Source organism: Nocardia sp. NPDC056564 (assembly GCF_042793755.1).
Classification (GTDB): domain Bacteria; phylum Actinomycetota; class Actinomycetes; order Mycobacteriales; family Mycobacteriaceae; genus Nocardia.
In genome coordinates this window covers 11,681-27,977 of record NZ_JBHTUR010000014.1, presented here as the reverse complement: position 1 = coordinate 27,977, position 16,297 = coordinate 11,681, and the positions used below count along the sequence as shown (strand labels likewise).

Annotated in this window: 19 protein-coding genes; 11 read left to right on the top strand and 8 right to left on the bottom strand. The window is 68.7% G+C overall.

Annotated elements, in window-relative coordinates:
• The first annotated feature begins 23 nt into the window (after positions 1–23).
• The 4 genes from ACFQ9K_RS29695 to ACFQ9K_RS29680 are packed head-to-tail and all read left to right on the top strand — an operon-like array spanning position 24 to position 4,415.
• The gene (locus ACFQ9K_RS29695) at positions 24–887 is read left to right on the top strand and encodes a metal-dependent hydrolase (RefSeq protein WP_378720111.1); all 864 of its coding nucleotides are present in this window, start codon (positions 24–26) and stop codon (positions 885–887) included.
• The gene (locus ACFQ9K_RS29690) at positions 884–2,422 is read left to right on the top strand and encodes a flavin-containing monooxygenase (protein ID WP_378720113.1); all 1,539 of its coding nucleotides are present in this window, start codon (positions 884–886) and stop codon (positions 2,420–2,422) included. The genes ACFQ9K_RS29695 and ACFQ9K_RS29690 overlap by 4 nt, the downstream gene beginning before the upstream one ends.
• Entirely contained in the window at positions 2,419–3,360 is a 942-nt protein-coding gene (locus ACFQ9K_RS29685) for an SDR family NAD(P)-dependent oxidoreductase (protein WP_378720115.1), read from the top strand. Before ACFQ9K_RS29690 ends, ACFQ9K_RS29685 begins: the two co-directional genes overlap by 4 nt.
• An 11-nt stretch (positions 3,361–3,371) precedes the next feature.
• A complete protein-coding gene (locus ACFQ9K_RS29680; protein ID WP_378720117.1) occupies positions 3,372–4,415 on the top strand; it encodes a 2Fe-2S iron-sulfur cluster-binding protein in 1,044 nt (347 codons plus the stop codon).
• Here ACFQ9K_RS29680 and ACFQ9K_RS29675 read toward each other — a convergent pair whose 3' ends face one another.
• From ACFQ9K_RS29675 to ACFQ9K_RS29665, 3 genes are read right to left on the bottom strand one after another with little or no spacing between them, the layout of a single operon-like run.
• Positions 4,416–5,144 carry a TetR/AcrR family transcriptional regulator gene (locus tag ACFQ9K_RS29675; RefSeq protein WP_378720119.1) on the bottom strand — a complete coding sequence of 243 codons (729 nt, stop codon included), beginning with the start codon at positions 5,142–5,144 and terminating at the stop codon, positions 4,416–4,418.
• A 57-nt stretch (positions 5,145–5,201) separates the two neighbouring features.
• Positions 5,202–6,140 carry a magnesium transporter CorA family protein gene (locus tag ACFQ9K_RS29670; RefSeq protein WP_378720121.1) on the bottom strand — a complete coding sequence of 313 codons (939 nt, stop codon included), beginning with the start codon at positions 6,138–6,140 and terminating at the stop codon, positions 5,202–5,204.
• 2 nt (positions 6,141–6,142) lie between these two features.
• Complete coding sequence (locus ACFQ9K_RS29665) at positions 6,143–6,331, bottom strand: hypothetical protein (protein WP_378720123.1); 189 nt, start codon at positions 6,329–6,331, stop codon at positions 6,143–6,145.
• Positions 6,332–6,825: 494 nt separating this feature from the next.
• Between ACFQ9K_RS29665 and ACFQ9K_RS29660 the strand changes: the two genes are divergently transcribed.
• Positions 6,826–7,164 (top strand): ArsR/SmtB family transcription factor, encoded by a 339-nt coding sequence (locus tag ACFQ9K_RS29660; RefSeq protein ID WP_378720125.1) that lies wholly within the window; start codon positions 6,826–6,828, stop codon positions 7,162–7,164.
• A 93-nt stretch (positions 7,165–7,257) separates the two neighbouring features.
• Complete coding sequence (locus tag ACFQ9K_RS29655) at positions 7,258–7,788, top strand: DUF3558 family protein (protein WP_378720127.1); 531 nt, start codon at positions 7,258–7,260, stop codon at positions 7,786–7,788.
• Between the two features lie 3 nt (positions 7,789–7,791).
• On the opposite strand, the gene ACFQ9K_RS29650 is transcribed toward ACFQ9K_RS29655, so the two are convergent.
• The 5 genes from ACFQ9K_RS29650 to ACFQ9K_RS29630 form a co-directional block, all read right to left on the bottom strand.
• Complete coding sequence (locus ACFQ9K_RS29650; RefSeq protein ID WP_378720129.1) at positions 7,792–9,513, bottom strand: urease subunit alpha; 1,722 nt, start codon at positions 9,511–9,513, stop codon at positions 7,792–7,794.
• A 102-nt stretch (positions 9,514–9,615) separates the two neighbouring features.
• Positions 9,616–9,933, bottom strand: a complete 318-nt coding sequence (locus ACFQ9K_RS29645) for an urease subunit beta (RefSeq protein WP_378720141.1) — start codon at positions 9,931–9,933, stop codon at positions 9,616–9,618.
• A gap of 78 nt (positions 9,934–10,011) precedes the next feature.
• Positions 10,012–10,314, bottom strand: a complete 303-nt coding sequence (locus tag ACFQ9K_RS29640) for an urease subunit gamma (protein WP_107656465.1) — start codon at positions 10,312–10,314, stop codon at positions 10,012–10,014.
• 81 nt (positions 10,315–10,395) lie between these two features.
• Positions 10,396–10,842 carry a PaaI family thioesterase gene (locus tag ACFQ9K_RS29635; protein ID WP_378720132.1) on the bottom strand — a complete coding sequence of 149 codons (447 nt, stop codon included), beginning with the start codon at positions 10,840–10,842 and terminating at the stop codon, positions 10,396–10,398.
• 185 nt (positions 10,843–11,027) lie between these two features.
• The gene (locus tag ACFQ9K_RS29630) at positions 11,028–11,738 is read right to left on the bottom strand and encodes a hypothetical protein (protein WP_378725687.1); all 711 of its coding nucleotides are present in this window, start codon (positions 11,736–11,738) and stop codon (positions 11,028–11,030) included.
• Between the two features lie 113 nt (positions 11,739–11,851).
• Here ACFQ9K_RS29630 and ACFQ9K_RS29625 point away from each other — a divergent pair, with 113 nt between their 5' ends.
• From ACFQ9K_RS29625 to ACFQ9K_RS29605, 5 genes are all read left to right on the top strand, one after another.
• The gene (locus tag ACFQ9K_RS29625; RefSeq protein WP_378725689.1) at positions 11,852–12,892 is read left to right on the top strand and encodes a FecCD family ABC transporter permease; all 1,041 of its coding nucleotides are present in this window, start codon (positions 11,852–11,854) and stop codon (positions 12,890–12,892) included.
• A complete protein-coding gene (locus tag ACFQ9K_RS29620; RefSeq protein ID WP_378725685.1) occupies positions 12,889–13,971 on the top strand; it encodes a FecCD family ABC transporter permease in 1,083 nt (360 codons plus the stop codon). Before ACFQ9K_RS29625 ends, ACFQ9K_RS29620 begins: the two co-directional genes overlap by 4 nt.
• The gene (locus ACFQ9K_RS29615) at positions 13,968–14,840 is read left to right on the top strand and encodes an ABC transporter ATP-binding protein (protein WP_378725683.1); all 873 of its coding nucleotides are present in this window, start codon (positions 13,968–13,970) and stop codon (positions 14,838–14,840) included. The genes ACFQ9K_RS29620 and ACFQ9K_RS29615 overlap by 4 nt, the downstream gene beginning before the upstream one ends.
• Before the next feature lie 78 nt (positions 14,841–14,918).
• The gene (locus tag ACFQ9K_RS29610) at positions 14,919–15,308 is read left to right on the top strand and encodes a BlaI/MecI/CopY family transcriptional regulator (RefSeq protein ID WP_378725681.1); all 390 of its coding nucleotides are present in this window, start codon (positions 14,919–14,921) and stop codon (positions 15,306–15,308) included.
• Between the two features lie 40 nt (positions 15,309–15,348).
• Positions 15,349–16,287: a M48 family metalloprotease gene (locus ACFQ9K_RS29605; RefSeq protein ID WP_378725679.1), complete on the top strand. Its 939-nt coding sequence runs from the start codon at positions 15,349–15,351 to the stop codon at positions 16,285–16,287.
• The last annotated feature ends 10 nt before the right edge of the window (positions 16,288–16,297 follow it).

Genomic DNA, 16,297 nt, shown 5'->3' with positions numbered 1-16,297 from the left:
CCCCGGAATCAATGGAGATTCACATGACTTCCAGCGTGCAGCAGACCGGCGCGGGCGGCTACCCGAAGGTACGGCGGATGAAATTCCGCTTCGGCGAACCCGAACCGATGACCAAGTACTACGCCGGCGACGACATCGTGCTCAGCCACCTGGTCGCGCTGCTCTCGGCGGTCTTTCCGCCCGGCGAGGAATCGTTCATCCGATCCGTGCGCCGATTCGCCGAGCAGATCACCGATCCGGTGCTGAAGAAGCGGGTCGCCGCGTTCATCGGCCAGGAGGCGGTGCACGGCCAGCAGCACGGCAGGCTGAACGAGCAGCTGTTCGCGCTCGGTTATCCCCTGCCCCGGTTCGTGAGTCAGCGCGGGGACCTCGTGCGGCGGGCCGAGCGGCTGGCCCCGCCGGCCGCGCACCTGGCCATCACGGCCGCCGCCGAGCACTACACCGCTGTACTGGCCGCGCGCGTGCTGTCCAGTCCCGAAATCCAGGAACTGGCGGGCGATCCGGAGGTACGCAACCTGCTCAACTGGCACGCGCTCGAAGAGCTGGAACACAAGTCGGTGGCGTTCGACGTGTATCGCGCGGTCGGCGGCCCGGAGTGGCTGCGGATCGCGATCATGTCGGTGCTCTACGCGTTCACGATCCCGGTGGTCGGCCTCGGGGTGCTCGCCTCGATCCTCGCCGATCCGCAGGGCTGGCGGCCGATCACGGTGACGCGGCAGTCCTATCGGCTGATCCGCGGACCCATCGTGCGCGGCCTGCTCGGCGAGATCCAGGTGTATCTGAAGCCGGGCTTCCACCCGGACGACGTGGACACCGGCTCCCTGCTACGCCGGTGGCAGACCGAATTGTTCGGCGCCGAGGGCGCACTCGTGGATCGCGTCCGATGAGCGCGGCGCAGCCCGACCACGAGGTGATCGTGGTCGGTGCGGGATTCGGCGGGATCGGCGCCGCGATCGCCCTGCAACGCAAGGGCGTCCACGATTTCGTCATCGTGGACAAGTGGGATCGGGTCGGCGGAACCTGGCACGCCAACACCTATCCCGGTGTGGCCGTCGATATCCCGTCGTTCATCTACAGCTTCTCCTACGAGCAGCGTGGCGACTGGTCACGAATCTTCGCCCCCGGCAGCGAACTGCGCGACTATGCCGAGGACCTGGTGGACAAGTACGGCCTGCGGCCGAAGCTGCGGTTGAACACCACGATCGTCTCGGCGGTGTTCGATGCCGAGGACAGCCTGTGGCTGCTCGGCACCGACGGCGGCCGCACGCTCACCGCGCGCTACGTGGTGATGGCGATCGGCGGGCTGGAACGGCCGAAGCTGCCCGACATTCCGGGCCTGCACGATTTCGGCGGCACCTTGATCCACACGGCGCTGTGGGACGACGATGTCGCGCTGGCCGGTAAGCGGGTCGCGGTGATCGGGACCGGTGCGACCGCGTTGCAGCTGGTGCCCGCCATCGTCGACGAGGTCGAGCACCTGAGCGTGTTCCAGCGGACGCCGATCTGGGTGTTCCCGAAAACCGATGCCGCGGTCGGGCCGTTGGGTCGCGCCGTGCTCGAACGCCCGTGGGTGCGCTCCGGTATCCGCATGGTCGGCACCCTCGCCACCGAGATCGGGATGGGCGGCATGGTGGCCGGTCCCACCTGGCTCTCCGACGCCGGCCGTCGGCTGGCCGAGATCCCGGCCCGGCGATGGATGCGTAAGCAGGTGCACGATCCGATCGTTCGGGAGAAGCTGATCCCGTCCTACGGGCTCGGCTGCAAGCGTCCGTCGATGTCGAACGAGTACCTGGCCACGTTCAACCGGCCCGACGTCAGCCTGGTCACCGACCCGATCGGCTTCATCGGTGAGCGCGGCGTCGTCACCGAGGACGGGGTGGAGCATCCGGTCGACGTGCTGATCTGCGCCACGGGATTCAAACTGTGGGAGAAGGATTCGATACCGCCGTTCCCGGTAACCGGTCGCGACGGGCTCGATCTCGGCGAGTTCTGGGACCAGAATCGGTTCCAGGCCTACCACGGTGTCTCGGTGCCCGGGTTCCCGAATATGTTCACCATCACCGGACCCTACGGCTTCGTGCTCGGTTCCTACATCTGGATGATCGAGGCGACGGCCGCGCATCTGAGCCGGGCCATCGCCGAGACCAAACGGCGCGGCGCGACCGAGTGCGAGATCAGCAGGCGCGCGCACGACGAGTACTTCGCCAAATGTCTGCGCCGCCAAGAGAAGAACTTCCTGTTCACCTCCGCGTGCGCCGGGTCGAACACCTACTACATCAACAGTCACGGCGATTCGCCGTTCCGGCCGTCCACGCACGGCGAGATGTACTGGCAGAACCGGCATTTCGATCTCGACGACTACCACTACCGGCGGCCGGCTCCCACCCGGCGGCCCGGCGCGATCCTCGAGGAATCGGTATGAAACTCACCAACATCCGCCCCGGACTGGTGGTGGTGACCGGCGCGGGCAGCGGCATCGGCCGGGCGATCGCCATCCGGTTCGCCAAAGCCGGTGCGCACGTGGTGGTCTCGGATCTGGATCTGGATTCGGCGCTGGCCACCGAGGCGATGATCCACGCCCGCGGGCTGCGGGCCTCGGCGGCGCGGCTCGACGTGACCGATCCGAATGCGTGGACGGGATTCGCCAGGGACGTGCTTGCCGACCACGGCGTGCCGGATGTGCTGGTCAACAATGCCGGCCTGCTGGTCAGCGGCGCGTTCGTGGATCTGACCCCGGCCGACTGGGATCGGCAGCTGAGCGTGAACCTGCTCGGCGTGGTGCACGGCTGCCGGGTGTTCGGGCAGCAGATGATCGACAACCGCAGGCGCGGGCACATCGTGAATATCGCTTCGGCGGCGGCATTCACGCCGACGCCGGTGATGTCGGCGTATTCGGTATCCAAGGCCGGGGTGAAGATGCTCACCGAGTGCCTGCGACTCGAGTTCGGGCCCAAGGGAATCGGGGTCAGCGCGATCTGCCCCGGGGTGATCAACACCAATATCGGCGAGCACGCGGTGACGGTCGGGGTCGATCAGGAGTTGGTCGCGCGGGGTAAGGAACTGGCGCGGCGGGTGCAGGACGTCGCCGCGCGGCTGCCGTTCTCCCCGCTGAGCCCGGACCTGGTGGCGCGGGCGGCCGAACGCGCGGTGCGCTACGACCTCGCGGTGGTGCCGGTGCGGGCCGAGGCGTGGCTGGGGTATTTCATGCTGCGCATCGCGCCGGGCGTGAATCGGCGGATAACCCAGCCGCTGGACGTCGAGCGGATCGAGCGGCTCGGGCGGCGGGTGCTCCGGTTGCTCGATCCCGCTGCGGCGAATCAGGTCGCGGCGCAGCCGGTGTCGGCGCCGATCGAGGTGTGAGGGGTAGGACGATGAACGCGGACAACGGGGTGCGCGTCCATGTGCTGAAGGTGGGTGCGGTCATCGAGGAAACCGCCGACGCCCGCACGCTGGTCTTCGAGGTGCCCGATGAGCTGACCGAGCGATTCCGGTATCGGCCCGGTCAGTTCCTCACCCTCCGGGTGCCCAGCGCGCGGACGGGTTCGGTGGCACGGTGCTATTCGCTGTGCAGCAGCCCGCATTGCGATGACCGAATCGCGGTGACGGTCAAGCGGACCGCGGGCGGGTACGCCTCGAACCTGATCTGCGATACCGTCGCGGTCGGCGACCTGATCACGGTGCTGGAGCCCTCGGGCGCGTTCGGTCCGCGGGATCTGGACGCGGATGTCCTGCTCTGCGCGGCGGGCAGCGGCATCACCCCGATCCTGTCGATCGTCAAATCCGCGATGGTCGGCGGGACCGGGAATATCGTTGTGCTGTACGCGAATCGGGATCGCCGGTCGGTGATCTTCGCGGAGACGCTGGACGACTTGGCGCGCCGCTTCCCCTATCGGTTACAGGTGCTGCATTGGCTCGAATCGGAACGCGGGCTGCCGACCGCGGATTCGCTCACCGACCTGGTGCGCCGGTATCGCGACCGGGAGTGGTTCCTCTGCGGGCCCGCCGGATTCATGGCGGTCGCCGAAGCCGCGGCGACCAGGTTGCGGGTCCCCCGCGTCCACACCGAGGAATACCGCTCGCTACAGCACAATCCGTTCGACGAACCCGTCCGCGCCACGCCCGCAACACCATTGGGCGATACCGCGGTCGTCGAGGTGGATATCGACGGCGAGACCCACGTCCTGAACTGGCCCAGGCAGACTCCCCTGCTGGATGTGCTGCTGGACAACGGAATCGACGCACCCTACGTGTGCCGCGAATCGGCCTGCGGGACCTGTGTCTGCTCGGTGCAGGACGGGCGGACCCGGATGCGGCAGAACGAGGCGCTCATCGACGACGAGATCGCCCTCGGGTTGACCCTCGCCTGCCAAACCCTCCCGGAGTCGCCCCGGGTGCGCATCGCCTTCGACCAGTGATCACTCCGGCTCGAACGCGAGGTGGGCCGGCTTCTGCACGTCGAGCGGCAGATCGTTGAGCTCGGCGACCCCGTCGAGCATGTTCCTGGCGATGATGCTCACGTGCTGGGCGAATCGCTCGGTCGACATCGGCTCGGCCTTGGTCCGGTTCGCGCCGAGCCACCAGTCGGTGGCCGAGCCGACCGCGCCGAAGATCGCGTAGGCGGTCAGCTCCAGGCTGCCGGTGTCGACGTTCTGCCCTTCGAGCCGCTCCTCGATCAGCTGCGCGGCCAGCAGCGCCGACCGCTGCGCCACCTCGATCGCCCGTTCCGGCTGCTCGGCCTGCTGGGCCAGCCTGCTGTGCACCAGGAAGCGGAACACGTCGGGCTGTTCCTCCACCACGGCGACGTACTCCGCGATGGCGGTGCGGATCAGCTCGGCCACCGGATCGGTGGTCAGGCTGATCTTCGCCAGCACCCGCTCCCACAGCATGCTCTGCACCCGCTCCAGGATCGCCAGGTACAGGTCGGTCTTGTCCGCGAAGTGCCGATACAGCTTGGGCTTGGCGCAGCCCGCGGCCCGCGCGATGTCGTCCATGCTCACGTCGGGTCCGTGCTCGGCCAGCGCGCGGAACGCCGCGTCCACGAATTCCGCACGCACCTGCTCCCGGTGCGCGCGCCACCGCTCGGTCCTGGCGTCCGGACGCGGCTGCGCGGCAGGAGCGGGCGAGCTGCTACCGGCGGCCGTCATGCCAGTCATGATATTGAATCCCGACCCCGGCCACGCGGTTCGGGCCCACCCCCGCGGTCAGCGCAGCCAGCCCTTTCGTTTGATGTAGGCCAGCGGGATGACGGCGGCGACCAGGGTCATGAGGGTGGTGGCCAGGAAACCGTGCTGCCATTCCAGTTCCGGCATCCAGGTGAAGTTCATGCCGTAGAAGGTGGCGATCAGGGTGGGCGGCAGGAACACCGCGGTGATGATGGTGAACACCTTGACGATCTGGTTCTGTTTGACGTCGAGCCAGGTCATCACCGATTGCTGAAGGTAGCGGACCTTGTCGTGTTCGAAGCCCGCGTGCTGTTTCACGCCGTCGATGTCGGCGACGAGGATGGCCAGCAGGCTCTCCAGATCGGCGCTGTGCACGGTCAGGTCGGCCATCAGATGTCTTGCGGCACGAGCCAATTGGAGTTGCGTCTCCTGGGTGCGGGAGACGATCTCCTCGGCCGCGTTCATCCGGGACATGGTGCCGCGCATGTCGGCGACGCCGATCTCGCGGCCGCGAGCGTCGTAACCGTTGGTGGCCATCTCGATTTCGTCGTTCATCGCCTCCAGCGCGTCGCTGGCGTAGTAGATGACCCGCTCGGACGCCTCGTTCAGCGCCCACAGCAGCGCGTACATCACCCCGTGCGCGGAACCGGTGAGGGTCGGGTTGCGGCGCATCTTCGCGATCGCCTTGTCGAACGGGACGAAGTGCTCGTCCGGTTGCAGGGTCACCAGGAACTCCGAACCCAGTGCGAACACGATGGTTTCGCGCTCGATGGCGTCCCCGCGCTTGTAGTTGGCGACCACCGGGAGGTAGAGGAAGTTGTCGGTCTCCCAGACTCGGTTGCGGGCGGCGGCGAAGTCGACGCCGAGCCGCTCGCGCAGCACCGCGGCGGTGTCCGCGTCCTCGGCCGCCAGGGGAATCCAATGTTGTTGCAGGACTTCGGTATCGAACCGGTCGGCGGGCACGGCGGTGGCACGCATCGCTACCGGCCGTAGGAGGCGTGGGCGGGCGAGACCGACGAGGAGCCGACGGGCGCCTGCGGGTGGGCGTAGTGCATGGTCAGCAGTCCCGCGCTGATCAGCAGATAGAGCCCGACCGTGAACCAGATCGCCTGCCGCTCCAGATTCGGTGCGCGGTGCGGTGTTTCGGCCCTCTTGAACATGATCGCCATGGCGGAACTCCAATGCTTCGTAGCGTCTGGTGGTGACAGCGCCCGCTACCGCGGGGCAGGGGTCCGGACACGCACAGCAGGCAGCCGCGCCCGGACGCCGGCGCGGCCGTCCGGAACGATCGCACCGACTTACCCGGACCGACGCGACGTGCGCCGGTCCCTCGGGTCGGAGAATGTCGACAAATGGTGCCGCGTCAGGCGATCGGTCGGCCGCTCAGCGCGGCCGCGGATCGCGCCGGCAGATCAACGACGAACCGGCACAACCCGTTTCGCTTTGGCGGTCCGGCTAGAGACGTCGATACTGTCAACCGGCATCAGCCGCTCACCCCGCTTCGTTGGTTGCTCATCCGCGCAGAATTGCGCACCCATAATTAGAAACCCGCCGCCCGGCGTTCGTCAATCAGTTGCGCAAGTATTCGACTGCGTGCCACGCTACGGTCAGGGCGGCCTCGCGCGTTCGCGGCTCGCAAGCGCTGCTTGTGGAGGAGGCGGGCGTGACCGACGACGGCGGGCCGGGTCCCATCCCGGCGGCTCAACTACAGAACGCGGCAACGGTTTTCGGCATGCTCGCGGCTACCGCCCGGCTACAGATCCTCTGGCTGCTCAGCCAGGGCGAGCGCGACGTCGGCACGCTGGCGACGGAGATCGGCCAAACGGTGCCCGCGGTCAGTCAGCATCTGGCCAAGCTCAAGCTGGCCGGCCTGGTCCATGTGCGCAAAGCCGGCCGGCGCAATGTCTACCGGATCGCCGATCCCGGCATCGCCGACATCGTGCGCCTGGCGTTCCGGCATCACCGGCTGCACGGCGGCCGACTGCCCGATGGGCTCGACTGAGAGCAAGATCGCCCCTGCTCAGGTCGCATTTCAGCAGGTCACTGGGTAGCGTGACCTGGTCTGACCCGTTAATGATCCAGAAAGGGAGCGGTGATGCACCCGTTCTCTGTCCGTAATGCCGGACTTGCCGTTATTGCCCTGGCCGGATTGGTGACGGGATGTAGCAGCGCGAGCACGCCGGACGCCGCCCCCGGGGCGCCCGCGAACCCGTATGCCGACTGTGCGCCGCTGACCAGCCAGCAGATCGGCGACGCGGTCATGGCCGGCAGCCTCACCACGCACCACACGCCACAGGTCTGCTACTGGGAGGCGCAGGTCGGCGACGGCGACGCCACCGTCAGCTTCACCTACTCGGCACAGGACTCGCTGCAACAGCTGTGGGACCGCGCCCGCGCCGACGGCTTCCAGACCGAGCACATGGTGATCACCAAGCACGTCCTCGGCACCGTCACCGCGACCGCCTTCTACATCCGCAACCCCCACGACCCCGCCGACTGCGCCGTCACCGCCGCCGCCAACGGCGCCATCACCTGGCGCGTCCAAACCCGTTCCCCCACACCACCCTTCGACCCCTGCGCCGCCTCCCTAACCCTGGCCACCATGATGGTCGACCTCTCGCCCTAATCCTCAGAACAGGAAATAGCGTTGGGCCATGGGGAGTTCGGTGGCGGGTTGTTCGGTCCAGACTTCGCCGTCGATGCGGACGGTGAAGGTGTCGGGGTCTACTTCGATGTGGGGCATGGCGTCGTTGTGGGGCATGTCGGTTTTGTTGCGGTCGCGAACGTTCCTGACGGGGGCCAGTTTTCGGTTGATTCGGAGGCGGTCGGCGAGGCCGTCGTCGATGGCTTGTTCGGAGACGAAGTGCAGGGAGGTGGCGGCCGCGGCGAGGGGGGCGGCGCCGAACATCGGACGGGGCAGGACCGGCTGCGGAGTGGGGATGGACGCGTTGGCGTCGCCCATCGCGGCCCAGGCGATGGCGCCGCCCTTGAGCACCGCGTGCGGGCGGACGCCGAAGAACGCGGGCTCCCACAGCACGAGGTCGGCCAGCTTGCCGACCTCGACCGAACCGATCTCGTGGTCCAGGCCGTGCGCGACGGCCGGGCAGATGGTGTACTTCGCGATGTAGCGCTGGACCCTGGCGTTGTCGGCGGCGCCGTCGCCGGGTAGCGCGCCGCGGCGGCGCTTCATCACGTGCGCGGTCTGCCAGGTGCGCATGACCACCTCGCCGATGCGGCCCATGGCCTGCGAGTCGCTGCCGATCATGGAGATCGCGCCGAGGTCGTGCAGCAGGTCCTCGGCCGCGATGGTGGACGGGCGGATCCGGCTCTCCGCGAACGCGAGATCCTCCGGAATGGACGCGCTGAGGTGATGACACACCATGAGCATGTCGAGGTGCTCGTCGAGGGTGTTGACGGTGTGCGGGCGGGTCGGGTTGGTCGAGCTGGGCAGCACGTTGAGATGTGCTGCGACGGTGATGATGTCGGGCGCGTGCCCGCCACCCGCGCCCTCGGTGTGATAGGCGTGGATGCCGCGACCGGCAATGGCGCCGAGGGTGTCCTCGACGAAACCGGCCTCGTTCAACGTATCCGAGTGCAGCGCCACCTGAACGCCGGCCGCGTCGGCGACGGTGAGGCACGCGTCGATCGCCGCCGGGGTGGAGCCCCAATCCTCGTGCAGCTTGAATCCCGCTGCGCCGCCGCGCAATTGCTCCCACATCGCCTCGGCACTGACCGTGTTGCCCTTGCCCAGCAGGACGATGTTCAGCGGCCAGCCGTCGGTCGCCTCCAGCATCCTGGCCAGATGCCAGGCGCCAGGGGTGACGGTGGTCGCCTTGCTGCCCTCGGCCGGGCCGGTGCCGCCGCCGATCAGGGTGGTGATGCCGCCGCCGAGCGCCTCGTCCATCAGCTGCGGGCAGATGAAGTGCACGTGGCAGTCGATGGCGCCGGCGGTGAGGATGCGTCCGTTGCCCGAGATGATCTCGGTGGACGGGCCGACCACCAGGTCCGGGTGCACCCCGTTCATCGTGTCCGGGTTGCCCGCCTTGCCGATGGCGCAGATGCGTCCGTCCCGAATGCCGATGTCGGCCTTGATGATTCCCCAGTGGTCGATGATGACCGCACCGGTGATCACCGTGTCCGGGGCGCCGTCGGCACGGGTCGCGCGGGCCTGCCCCATGGACTCGCGCAGCACCTTACCGCCGCCGAACACGGCCTCCTCGCCCGCGAGTCCCGGTCCGCCGCTGCGATCCTCGGTGATCTCGACCAACAGATCGGTGTCCGCCAACCGAATTCGGTCACCCGTGGTCGGCCCGAACAGCTCCGCGTACCGCGCCCGGCTCAACTCACTCACTGGGGGCCTCCTGGTTTGCGCCGCACCACTTCTGATTTCCCGCACCGAAATTCGCATGCGATTCCAGGTGCGGGAAATCAGGAGTGGTGCGGGTGTGCTCGGTCACTGCGGCTCGTCCAGACGGCCGGGCGGGGTCAGGCTGATGCCGTGGACCTCGCGGGTGCCGCCGAGGGGGACGAGTGAAACACGTTGGCCCAGGCCGGGTTCGAAACGCACGGCGGTGCCGGCGGGGATGTCGAGCCGGTGACCGTGCGCGGCGGCGCGGTCGAAGCGCAGCGCGGCGTTGGACTGCGGGAAGTGCACGTGGCTGCCGACCTGCACGGGGCGGTCGCCGGTGTTGACCACGTCGAGTTCGATCCGCTCGGCGCCGGCGTTCAGCTCGATAGTGCCCTCGGCACAAAGGTATTCACCGGGAATCAGGCGCGGTCCGCGGTCGTCGCGCACCTGCGCCTCGCGCGCCACCTCGGCCGCTGCGTGCTGCTCGCTCATCCGGTTCCCCTAGCCGATCGGATGATGGACGGTGACCAGCTTGGTGCCGTCCGGAAACGTCGCCTCGACCTGAACGTCGTGGATCATCTCCGGCACCCCCTCCATCACGTCGGCCCGGGTGAGAACCGTTCGCCCCGAGGACATCAGCTCGGCGACCGAACGGCCGTCGCGCGCGCCCTCGAGCACGTGATCGCTGATCAGCGCCACGGCTTCCGGATGGTTGAGCTTGAGTCCGCGCGCCTGCCTGCGCCTGGCCAGCTCGGCCGCGTAGCTCAGCAGCAGGCGTTCCTGCTCATGCGGCGACAATCGCATCCGGGCTCCTCGCCGGGTCGGGGTGAACGGGTGACGGTCATTCTGGCACGACCGTTCCTGGAACGCGGGACGAGCGGCTGGTCAGCGCCGGACGGGCAGGTTCTGCAACCGAACCTGGCCGCGCGCGATCACCCGTTCCTGCTCGTCGGTGATCACCACCTGCCACAGCTGTTGCATGCCGCCGCGATGGATCGGGGTCGCCTCGCCGTAGAGGTTGCCGTCGCGGACCGCGCGCAGGAAGTCGGTGTTGTTGTTCACCCCGACGACCGAACCGCGCTCGCCGTACCAGACCCCGCCGCCGACGCTGGCGAGCGTTTCGACGACGGTGCAGCAGACGCCGCCGTTCTGCAGACCCGCGGGCTGGTACAGATGCGGCTTGACGGTCCACTCGCCGCGCACCCGGTCCGGACCGATCTCGGTGTAGCGCAGGCCGATCAGGTCGCTGAACGTGCCCTCGCTGACCTTGGTCATCTGCTCGGGCGTGATCGTCGCCAGCCAGTCGGCGGGCGGGGTCTGCTGATCTGTCATGTGGTCCACTTTTGCACAGCGCCCCGCGGCCGATTACCGCTGGTTCGGTTGATCCGGCCCGGCAGACAAAGCGGTGGGCCCCACTGCTAGAAGTGGGGCCCACCGCGGCATGGATCGGGGGTCACCGCAGCCCTCGGGACTCTCGACCAATCCGTACGCCGGTTATGAGTATAGGTCAGGCTTACCTAACTAAGCAAGACCGTCGCGCGCCGAACCGGCAACCCGCGCTGTTCCAGCGCCGCCAACAGCCCTTGACCACGGCGAGTGCCGACCACCGCGTCGGTGCCGGCCAGGTCCGGCACGTAAGTCGAAGCGCCCGCGATGGATTCGCCGACGAACAACCAGAACCGGCGCGCGCTCAGGCCTGAGTAGCGAGCCATACTCGACTGGATCAGCGTCAGTGACGGCTCGCAGCGGTGCGCGAGCCAGACGTACATCGCGCCCTCGCACGGCAGGCTCACCGCGCCGGGCTCCGCCGCCAGCGGATCGCCGTCGAGCACGCGAATCGTGGTGTCGCCCAAGCCCGCCCAGTCGATGCCGCCGTCGTTGTCGGTGTGGATCCAGAGGTTCTCCAGGCCCGGATCCCAGGCCCGCCCCTCGGCCACCAGCAGGGCGATCACGCGCCCGACGACGGCGTGGATCAGCGCGGTGGCCACCACCTCCGCGGCGACATCGGCGCGGATCATCTCCGCGGCGTGCCTGCGGTACATCCGTTCGATGCGGCCCTCCCGCACCCCGTCGGCCAGTCGCCACCATCGGCGCTTGCCCTGCTCGACCATCGCCGCCACCGCATACACCCGCGGATGCTCGGGTTGCAGCGCGCGCAACCTGGCACATGTGCGGTCGAACGCCAGCTGGGTATGGCGCGGCGGGCGGGTGGTCACGAGCTCGGGCATTGAACCTCCTCGAGGATTGGCCGTAGCGGTGCGTACCGCAAGATAGGTTAGGCTTACCAGACCAACCGGTTCTCTGCTACAACGAATCTCAGGAGTAGTTCGCCACCGTGACCATGCTCGGCAACCTGCGGCGGCGACGCCTGTCCGGCCTACTCGCGTTGACCGTCCTGCTGCTGTTCACCGTGGTCGCGAGCGTCGCGATCGGGACCAGGTCGCTCGCGCCGGGCACCGTCTACGACGCCGTGCACCACGCGCTCGCCTGCCGAGGCGGACCGTTCAGCTGCCCGGCCGGATCCACCGCCGAGGAGATCGTACGTGGCCTTCGGCTGCCCCGCACGGCACTCGCGCTGGTCACCGGGCTCGCGCTGGGCATCGCCGGCGCGCTGATCCAGGGCTACACGCGCAACCCGCTCGCCGACGCCGGACTGCTCGGATTGAACGCGGGCGCGGCCTTTCTCGCGGCGCTGAGCATGTACCTGTTCGCGTTCACCACACCCGAGCAGTACATCTGGTTCGCCTTCGCCGGGGCGCTGATCGCGGGCATCGTGGTGTTCAGCGCGTCGGCCGTCGGCGGCGGGAAGGCGAGTCCGCTGAGCCTGGTGCTGGCCGGCGCGGCAGTCACCGCATTTTTGCAGGCGATGACGAATGCCATTGTGCTGCTGGATCCGGCGGCGCTGGACACCTATCGGTTCTGGGTGGTCGGCACCGTCGCCGGGCGCGATGTCACGGTTTTCTGGCAGGTACTGCCATTCCTGGCGCTCGGCGTGCTGCTCGCGGCGATCGCCTCGCCCGGGTTGAATCTGCTCAGTCTCGGCGACGACGTGGCGCGCGGGCTCGGCGTCGACATCGGCCGCAGCCGCGCGCTCGGGCTGGCCTCGATCGTGCTGCTGTCCGGCGCGGCGACCGCGGCGGTCGGGCCGATCGCGTTCCTCGGCCTGGTGGTGCCGCACGTCGCGCGGTTCGTCACCGGACCGGACTTTCGCTGGCTGGTCCCCTATTCCGGCCTGATCGGCGCGATTCTGCTGATGCTCGCCGACATCGCCGGACGGGTGGTGGCCAAGCCCGGCGAATTGCAGGTCGGGGTGATGCTGGCGGTGATCGGCGCGCCGTTCTTCATCGCGTTCGTGCGACGGCGGAAGCTGGTGAGCCTGTGACCGCGTTGCTGAAGACCGAGGGTGTGCGGCCCGCGCTGCGGGTGGGGCCGGTGTCGGTGGTGTTGCGTCCGGCGATGGTGGTCATCGTTATTGCACTCGCCGCACTGTTGCTGCTGCTGTTCTGCCTGGACATCGCCACCGGCGAATCGCACATCCCGCTCGGCCGGGTGATCGACGTATTGACCGGCGGCGGAACCAGATCCCAGCGGTTCATCGTGCTCGACTCGCGGCTGCCGCGCGCGCTCACCGCGGTGGTGGTCGGCGCGGCGCTCGGACTCGCGGGCGCGATCACCCAGTCCATCCTGCACAACCCGCTGGCCGCGCCGGACATGCTCGGCATCACCTCCGGCGCGAGCCTCGGCGCGGTCGCGGTGGTCGTCGGCGGCGGCGGAACCGGGTTGCTCGCGACCCTCGGCGCCCCGCTGGCGGCGCTGGCGGGCGGGCTGCTCACCGCGGCGGCGATCTATCTGCTCGCCTGGGGGCGCAGTCCGACCGGCGATCGCGGCGTCACCGGTCTGCGGCTGGTGCTGATCGGAGTGGGCCTGAACGCGGTGCTGATCGCCGCCATCAGCTGGCTGCTCACCCGTGCGACATTGCCGGACGCGCAACGAGCGCAGTTGTGGCTCAACGGATCACTCGACAACGCCGATCGATCCGGTCTGCTCCCAGCGACATTCGCGCTCGTCGTGGTCGTGGTCGTCGCACTGGGTTCGGCGCGCACCTTGGCCGCGCTGCGGCTCGGCGCCGATACCACGCGCTCGCTGGGCGTGAAGATCCAGACCCAACAGGCGATCCTGATCAGCGCGGCCGTAGTCGGCGCGTCGGTGGCGACCGCGGCGGTCGGCCCGGTGAGTTTCGTCGCGCTGGCCGCGCCGCAGATCGCCCGGCGACTGCTGCGCACCCCCGGCGAACCGCTCGTCGGTTCGGCCCTCGCCGGCGCGATCCTGGTGGTCGGCGCCGACGTCGCGTCGCGCACGATCTTCCCGGCCGACCTGCCGGTGGGCATCGTGACCGCGGCGTTCGGCGGGCCGTTCCTGCTCTATCTGCTCGTGCGAATGAATCGGAAGGCGACGCTGTGACGACCACGGACACCGCGACCACCGCGACGCCGGCGCCCAGCCGGCTCGCCGCCGACGGCGTCCGGCTCGCCTACGGCGACCGGGTGATCATCGACGGACTCACGCTCGACATCGCGCCCGGCGTGATCACCACGGTGATCGGCCCGAACGGCTGCGGCAAGTCCACGCTGCTGCGCTCGCTCGGCCGGCTGCTGCGCCCGCAGCAGGGCCGAGTGTTGTTGGACGGCAAGGCCATTTCGACGATGAAGACCAAGGACGTGGCCCGGGTGATCGGCATCCTGCCGCAGTCCCCGGTCGCGCCGGAGGGGCTCACCGTCGCCGATCTCGTCGCGCGCGGGCGGCACCCGCATCAGTCGTGGTTCCGCCAGTGGTCGGCCACCGACGAGGACGAGGTGATGTCCGCGCTCGCCCAGACCGGCATCGCCGACCTGGCCGACCGCGCGCTCGACGAACTGTCCGGCGGACAACGCCAGCGCGCCTGGATCTCCATGGCGCTGGCCCAGGGCACCGACATCCTGCTGCTCGACGAGCCGACCACCTACCTCGACCTCGCACACGCCGTCGACGTGCTCGACCTGGTCGATCGGCTGCACGCCGAGCTCGGCCGCACCGTGGTGATGGTGCTGCACGACCTGAATCTGGCCATCCGCTACAGCGACGAACTGATCGTCATGCGGGACGGCCGGATCATCGCGCAGGGCAGGCCCGCCGACATCATCGACGTCGGGTTGCTGCGCGAGGTCTTCGACCTCGACGCCGCGGTGCTGGAGGATCCGGTGTCCGGCCGCCCGCTGGTGGTACCGATCGGCACCCGCCATGTTCTGGGTAAGGCAGGAGGGCCCGTCATGCCCGAATCCGGGCCGCTATGACAAATGACACACCAGCTATTCCATAGTTACGACACCCTGTAGTACGCATGCGCGTCGTTGAGTCCGTAAAATTGTGGGATGGCAGGACTTGGTGAACTCGAGAAAGCGGTCATGGACCAGTTGTGGTCGACCGAAGAACCGCAGACAGTCCGGCAGGTGCACGAGGCATTGGCCGCACGCCGCGAGCTCGCGTACACCACGGTGATGACGGTGCTGCAACGACTCGCGAAGAAGAACCTCGTGGTCCAGCAGCGCGACGACCGGGCTCATCGCTACGCGCCGGTACACACGCGGGACGAATTGGTCGCCAGCCTCATGGTGGACGCACTGCAACAGGCCGACGCCGCGGGCAGTCGCGCCGCCGCGCTGGTGCACTTCGTGGAACAGGTCGGCAAGGATGAGGCTGACGCATTGCGGGAGGCACTCGCTAAGCTCGAAGCTACCGAGGACACACCGCCCCCGCAGTAGACTCCTCGCGACCTTGCCCCCAACGCAGTGAGCTGAGTCGATGAACGCAACCGCGCCGGTATTCGCCGGACTCGCATTGCTTCTCGCGGGGCCTGCCCCGGCCCTGCTCAGCCGGGCGACCTGGACCTACCGGACGCCCCGCGCCGCGCTCGTGCTCTGGCAGGCCATCGCGCTGGCCGCCGTGCTCAGCGCGTTCGGGTCCGGATTGGCCATCGCCGCGGAACTGCTGGTGCCCGGTCCCGACGGACGGCCGACCACCCAGCCCACCCGCGAGATCGACGCGCTCGGGTTGCCGCTGTGGTTGGCCTATGTCTTCGTGTTCGCGTTGACGCTGCTGGTCGGCGCGCGGCTCTGCTATGCCATCGTCCGGGTCGGCGTGCACACGCGGCGGCGCCGGGCGCGGCATCGGATGCTGGTCGATCTGCTGGATCAGGGCGGGCCGCGCCGGCGCGCCTCCGACATCCGGGTGCTCGCCGCGACCGAGCCGATCGCCTACTGCCTGCCCGGCCTGCGCCAGCGCGTGGTGATCAGCGAGGGCACGTTGACCAACCTCGACGACGCCGAGATCACCGCGATCGTCAGCCATGAGCGCTCGCACCTGCGCGCCAGGCACGACCTGGTGCTCGAGGCGTTCACCGCGGTGCACGAAGCGTTTCCGCGGTTCGTCCGCAGCAAGGCCGCGCTCGGTTCGGTCAAGCTGCTCATCGAATTGCTCGCCGACGACTCCGCGGTGAAGGTGACCGGGCCGAAGCCGCTGGCACGCGCCTTGGTCGCCTGCTCGAAATCTACCGCGCCGCAGGGTGCGCTCGCCGCGGGCGGGCCGACCACCCTGATCCGCATCCAGCGGCTGACCGGGCGGATCGGTGACGTCCGCGTCGCCAGCGCCGCCTACCTCGGCTCGGCCGCCATTCTCGTCGTGCCGACCATGGCCGTCGCGGTGCCCTGGCTGGTCGAGCTGGGCCGACTCTTCCGCGGCTAGACAGTCGTAG

What these genes read in the sequence shown, in the direction of transcription:
- ACFQ9K_RS29695 (WP_378720111.1), top strand. Translation starts at nt 24, where the DNA reads ATGACTTCCAGCGTGCAGCAGACCGGCGCGGGCGGCTACCCGAAGGTA.
- ACFQ9K_RS29690 (WP_378720113.1), top strand. Translation starts at nt 884, where the DNA reads ATGAGCGCGGCGCAGCCCGACCACGAGGTGATCGTGGTCGGTGCGGGA.
- ACFQ9K_RS29685 (WP_378720115.1), top strand. Translation starts at nt 2,419, where the DNA reads ATGAAACTCACCAACATCCGCCCCGGACTGGTGGTGGTGACCGGCGCG.
- ACFQ9K_RS29680 (WP_378720117.1), top strand. Translation starts at nt 3,372, where the DNA reads ATGAACGCGGACAACGGGGTGCGCGTCCATGTGCTGAAGGTGGGTGCG.
- ACFQ9K_RS29675 (WP_378720119.1), bottom strand. Translation starts at nt 5,144, where the DNA reads ATGACGGCCGCCGGTAGCAGCTCGCCCGCTCCTGCCGCGCAGCCGCGT.
- ACFQ9K_RS29670 (WP_378720121.1), bottom strand. Translation starts at nt 6,140, where the DNA reads ATGCGTGCCACCGCCGTGCCCGCCGACCGGTTCGATACCGAAGTCCTG.
- ACFQ9K_RS29665 (WP_378720123.1), bottom strand. Translation starts at nt 6,331, where the DNA reads ATGGCGATCATGTTCAAGAGGGCCGAAACACCGCACCGCGCACCGAAT.
- ACFQ9K_RS29655 (WP_378720127.1), top strand. Translation starts at nt 7,258, where the DNA reads ATGCACCCGTTCTCTGTCCGTAATGCCGGACTTGCCGTTATTGCCCTG.
- ACFQ9K_RS29640 (WP_107656465.1), bottom strand. Translation starts at nt 10,314, where the DNA reads ATGCGATTGTCGCCGCATGAGCAGGAACGCCTGCTGCTGAGCTACGCG.
- ACFQ9K_RS29635 (WP_378720132.1), bottom strand. Translation starts at nt 10,842, where the DNA reads ATGACAGATCAGCAGACCCCGCCCGCCGACTGGCTGGCGACGATCACG.
- ACFQ9K_RS29630 (WP_378725687.1), bottom strand. Translation starts at nt 11,738, where the DNA reads ATGCCCGAGCTCGTGACCACCCGCCCGCCGCGCCATACCCAGCTGGCG.
- ACFQ9K_RS29625 (WP_378725689.1), top strand. Translation starts at nt 11,852, where the DNA reads ATGCTCGGCAACCTGCGGCGGCGACGCCTGTCCGGCCTACTCGCGTTG.
- ACFQ9K_RS29610 (WP_378725681.1), top strand. Translation starts at nt 14,919, where the DNA reads ATGGCAGGACTTGGTGAACTCGAGAAAGCGGTCATGGACCAGTTGTGG.
- ACFQ9K_RS29605 (WP_378725679.1), top strand. Translation starts at nt 15,349, where the DNA reads ATGAACGCAACCGCGCCGGTATTCGCCGGACTCGCATTGCTTCTCGCG.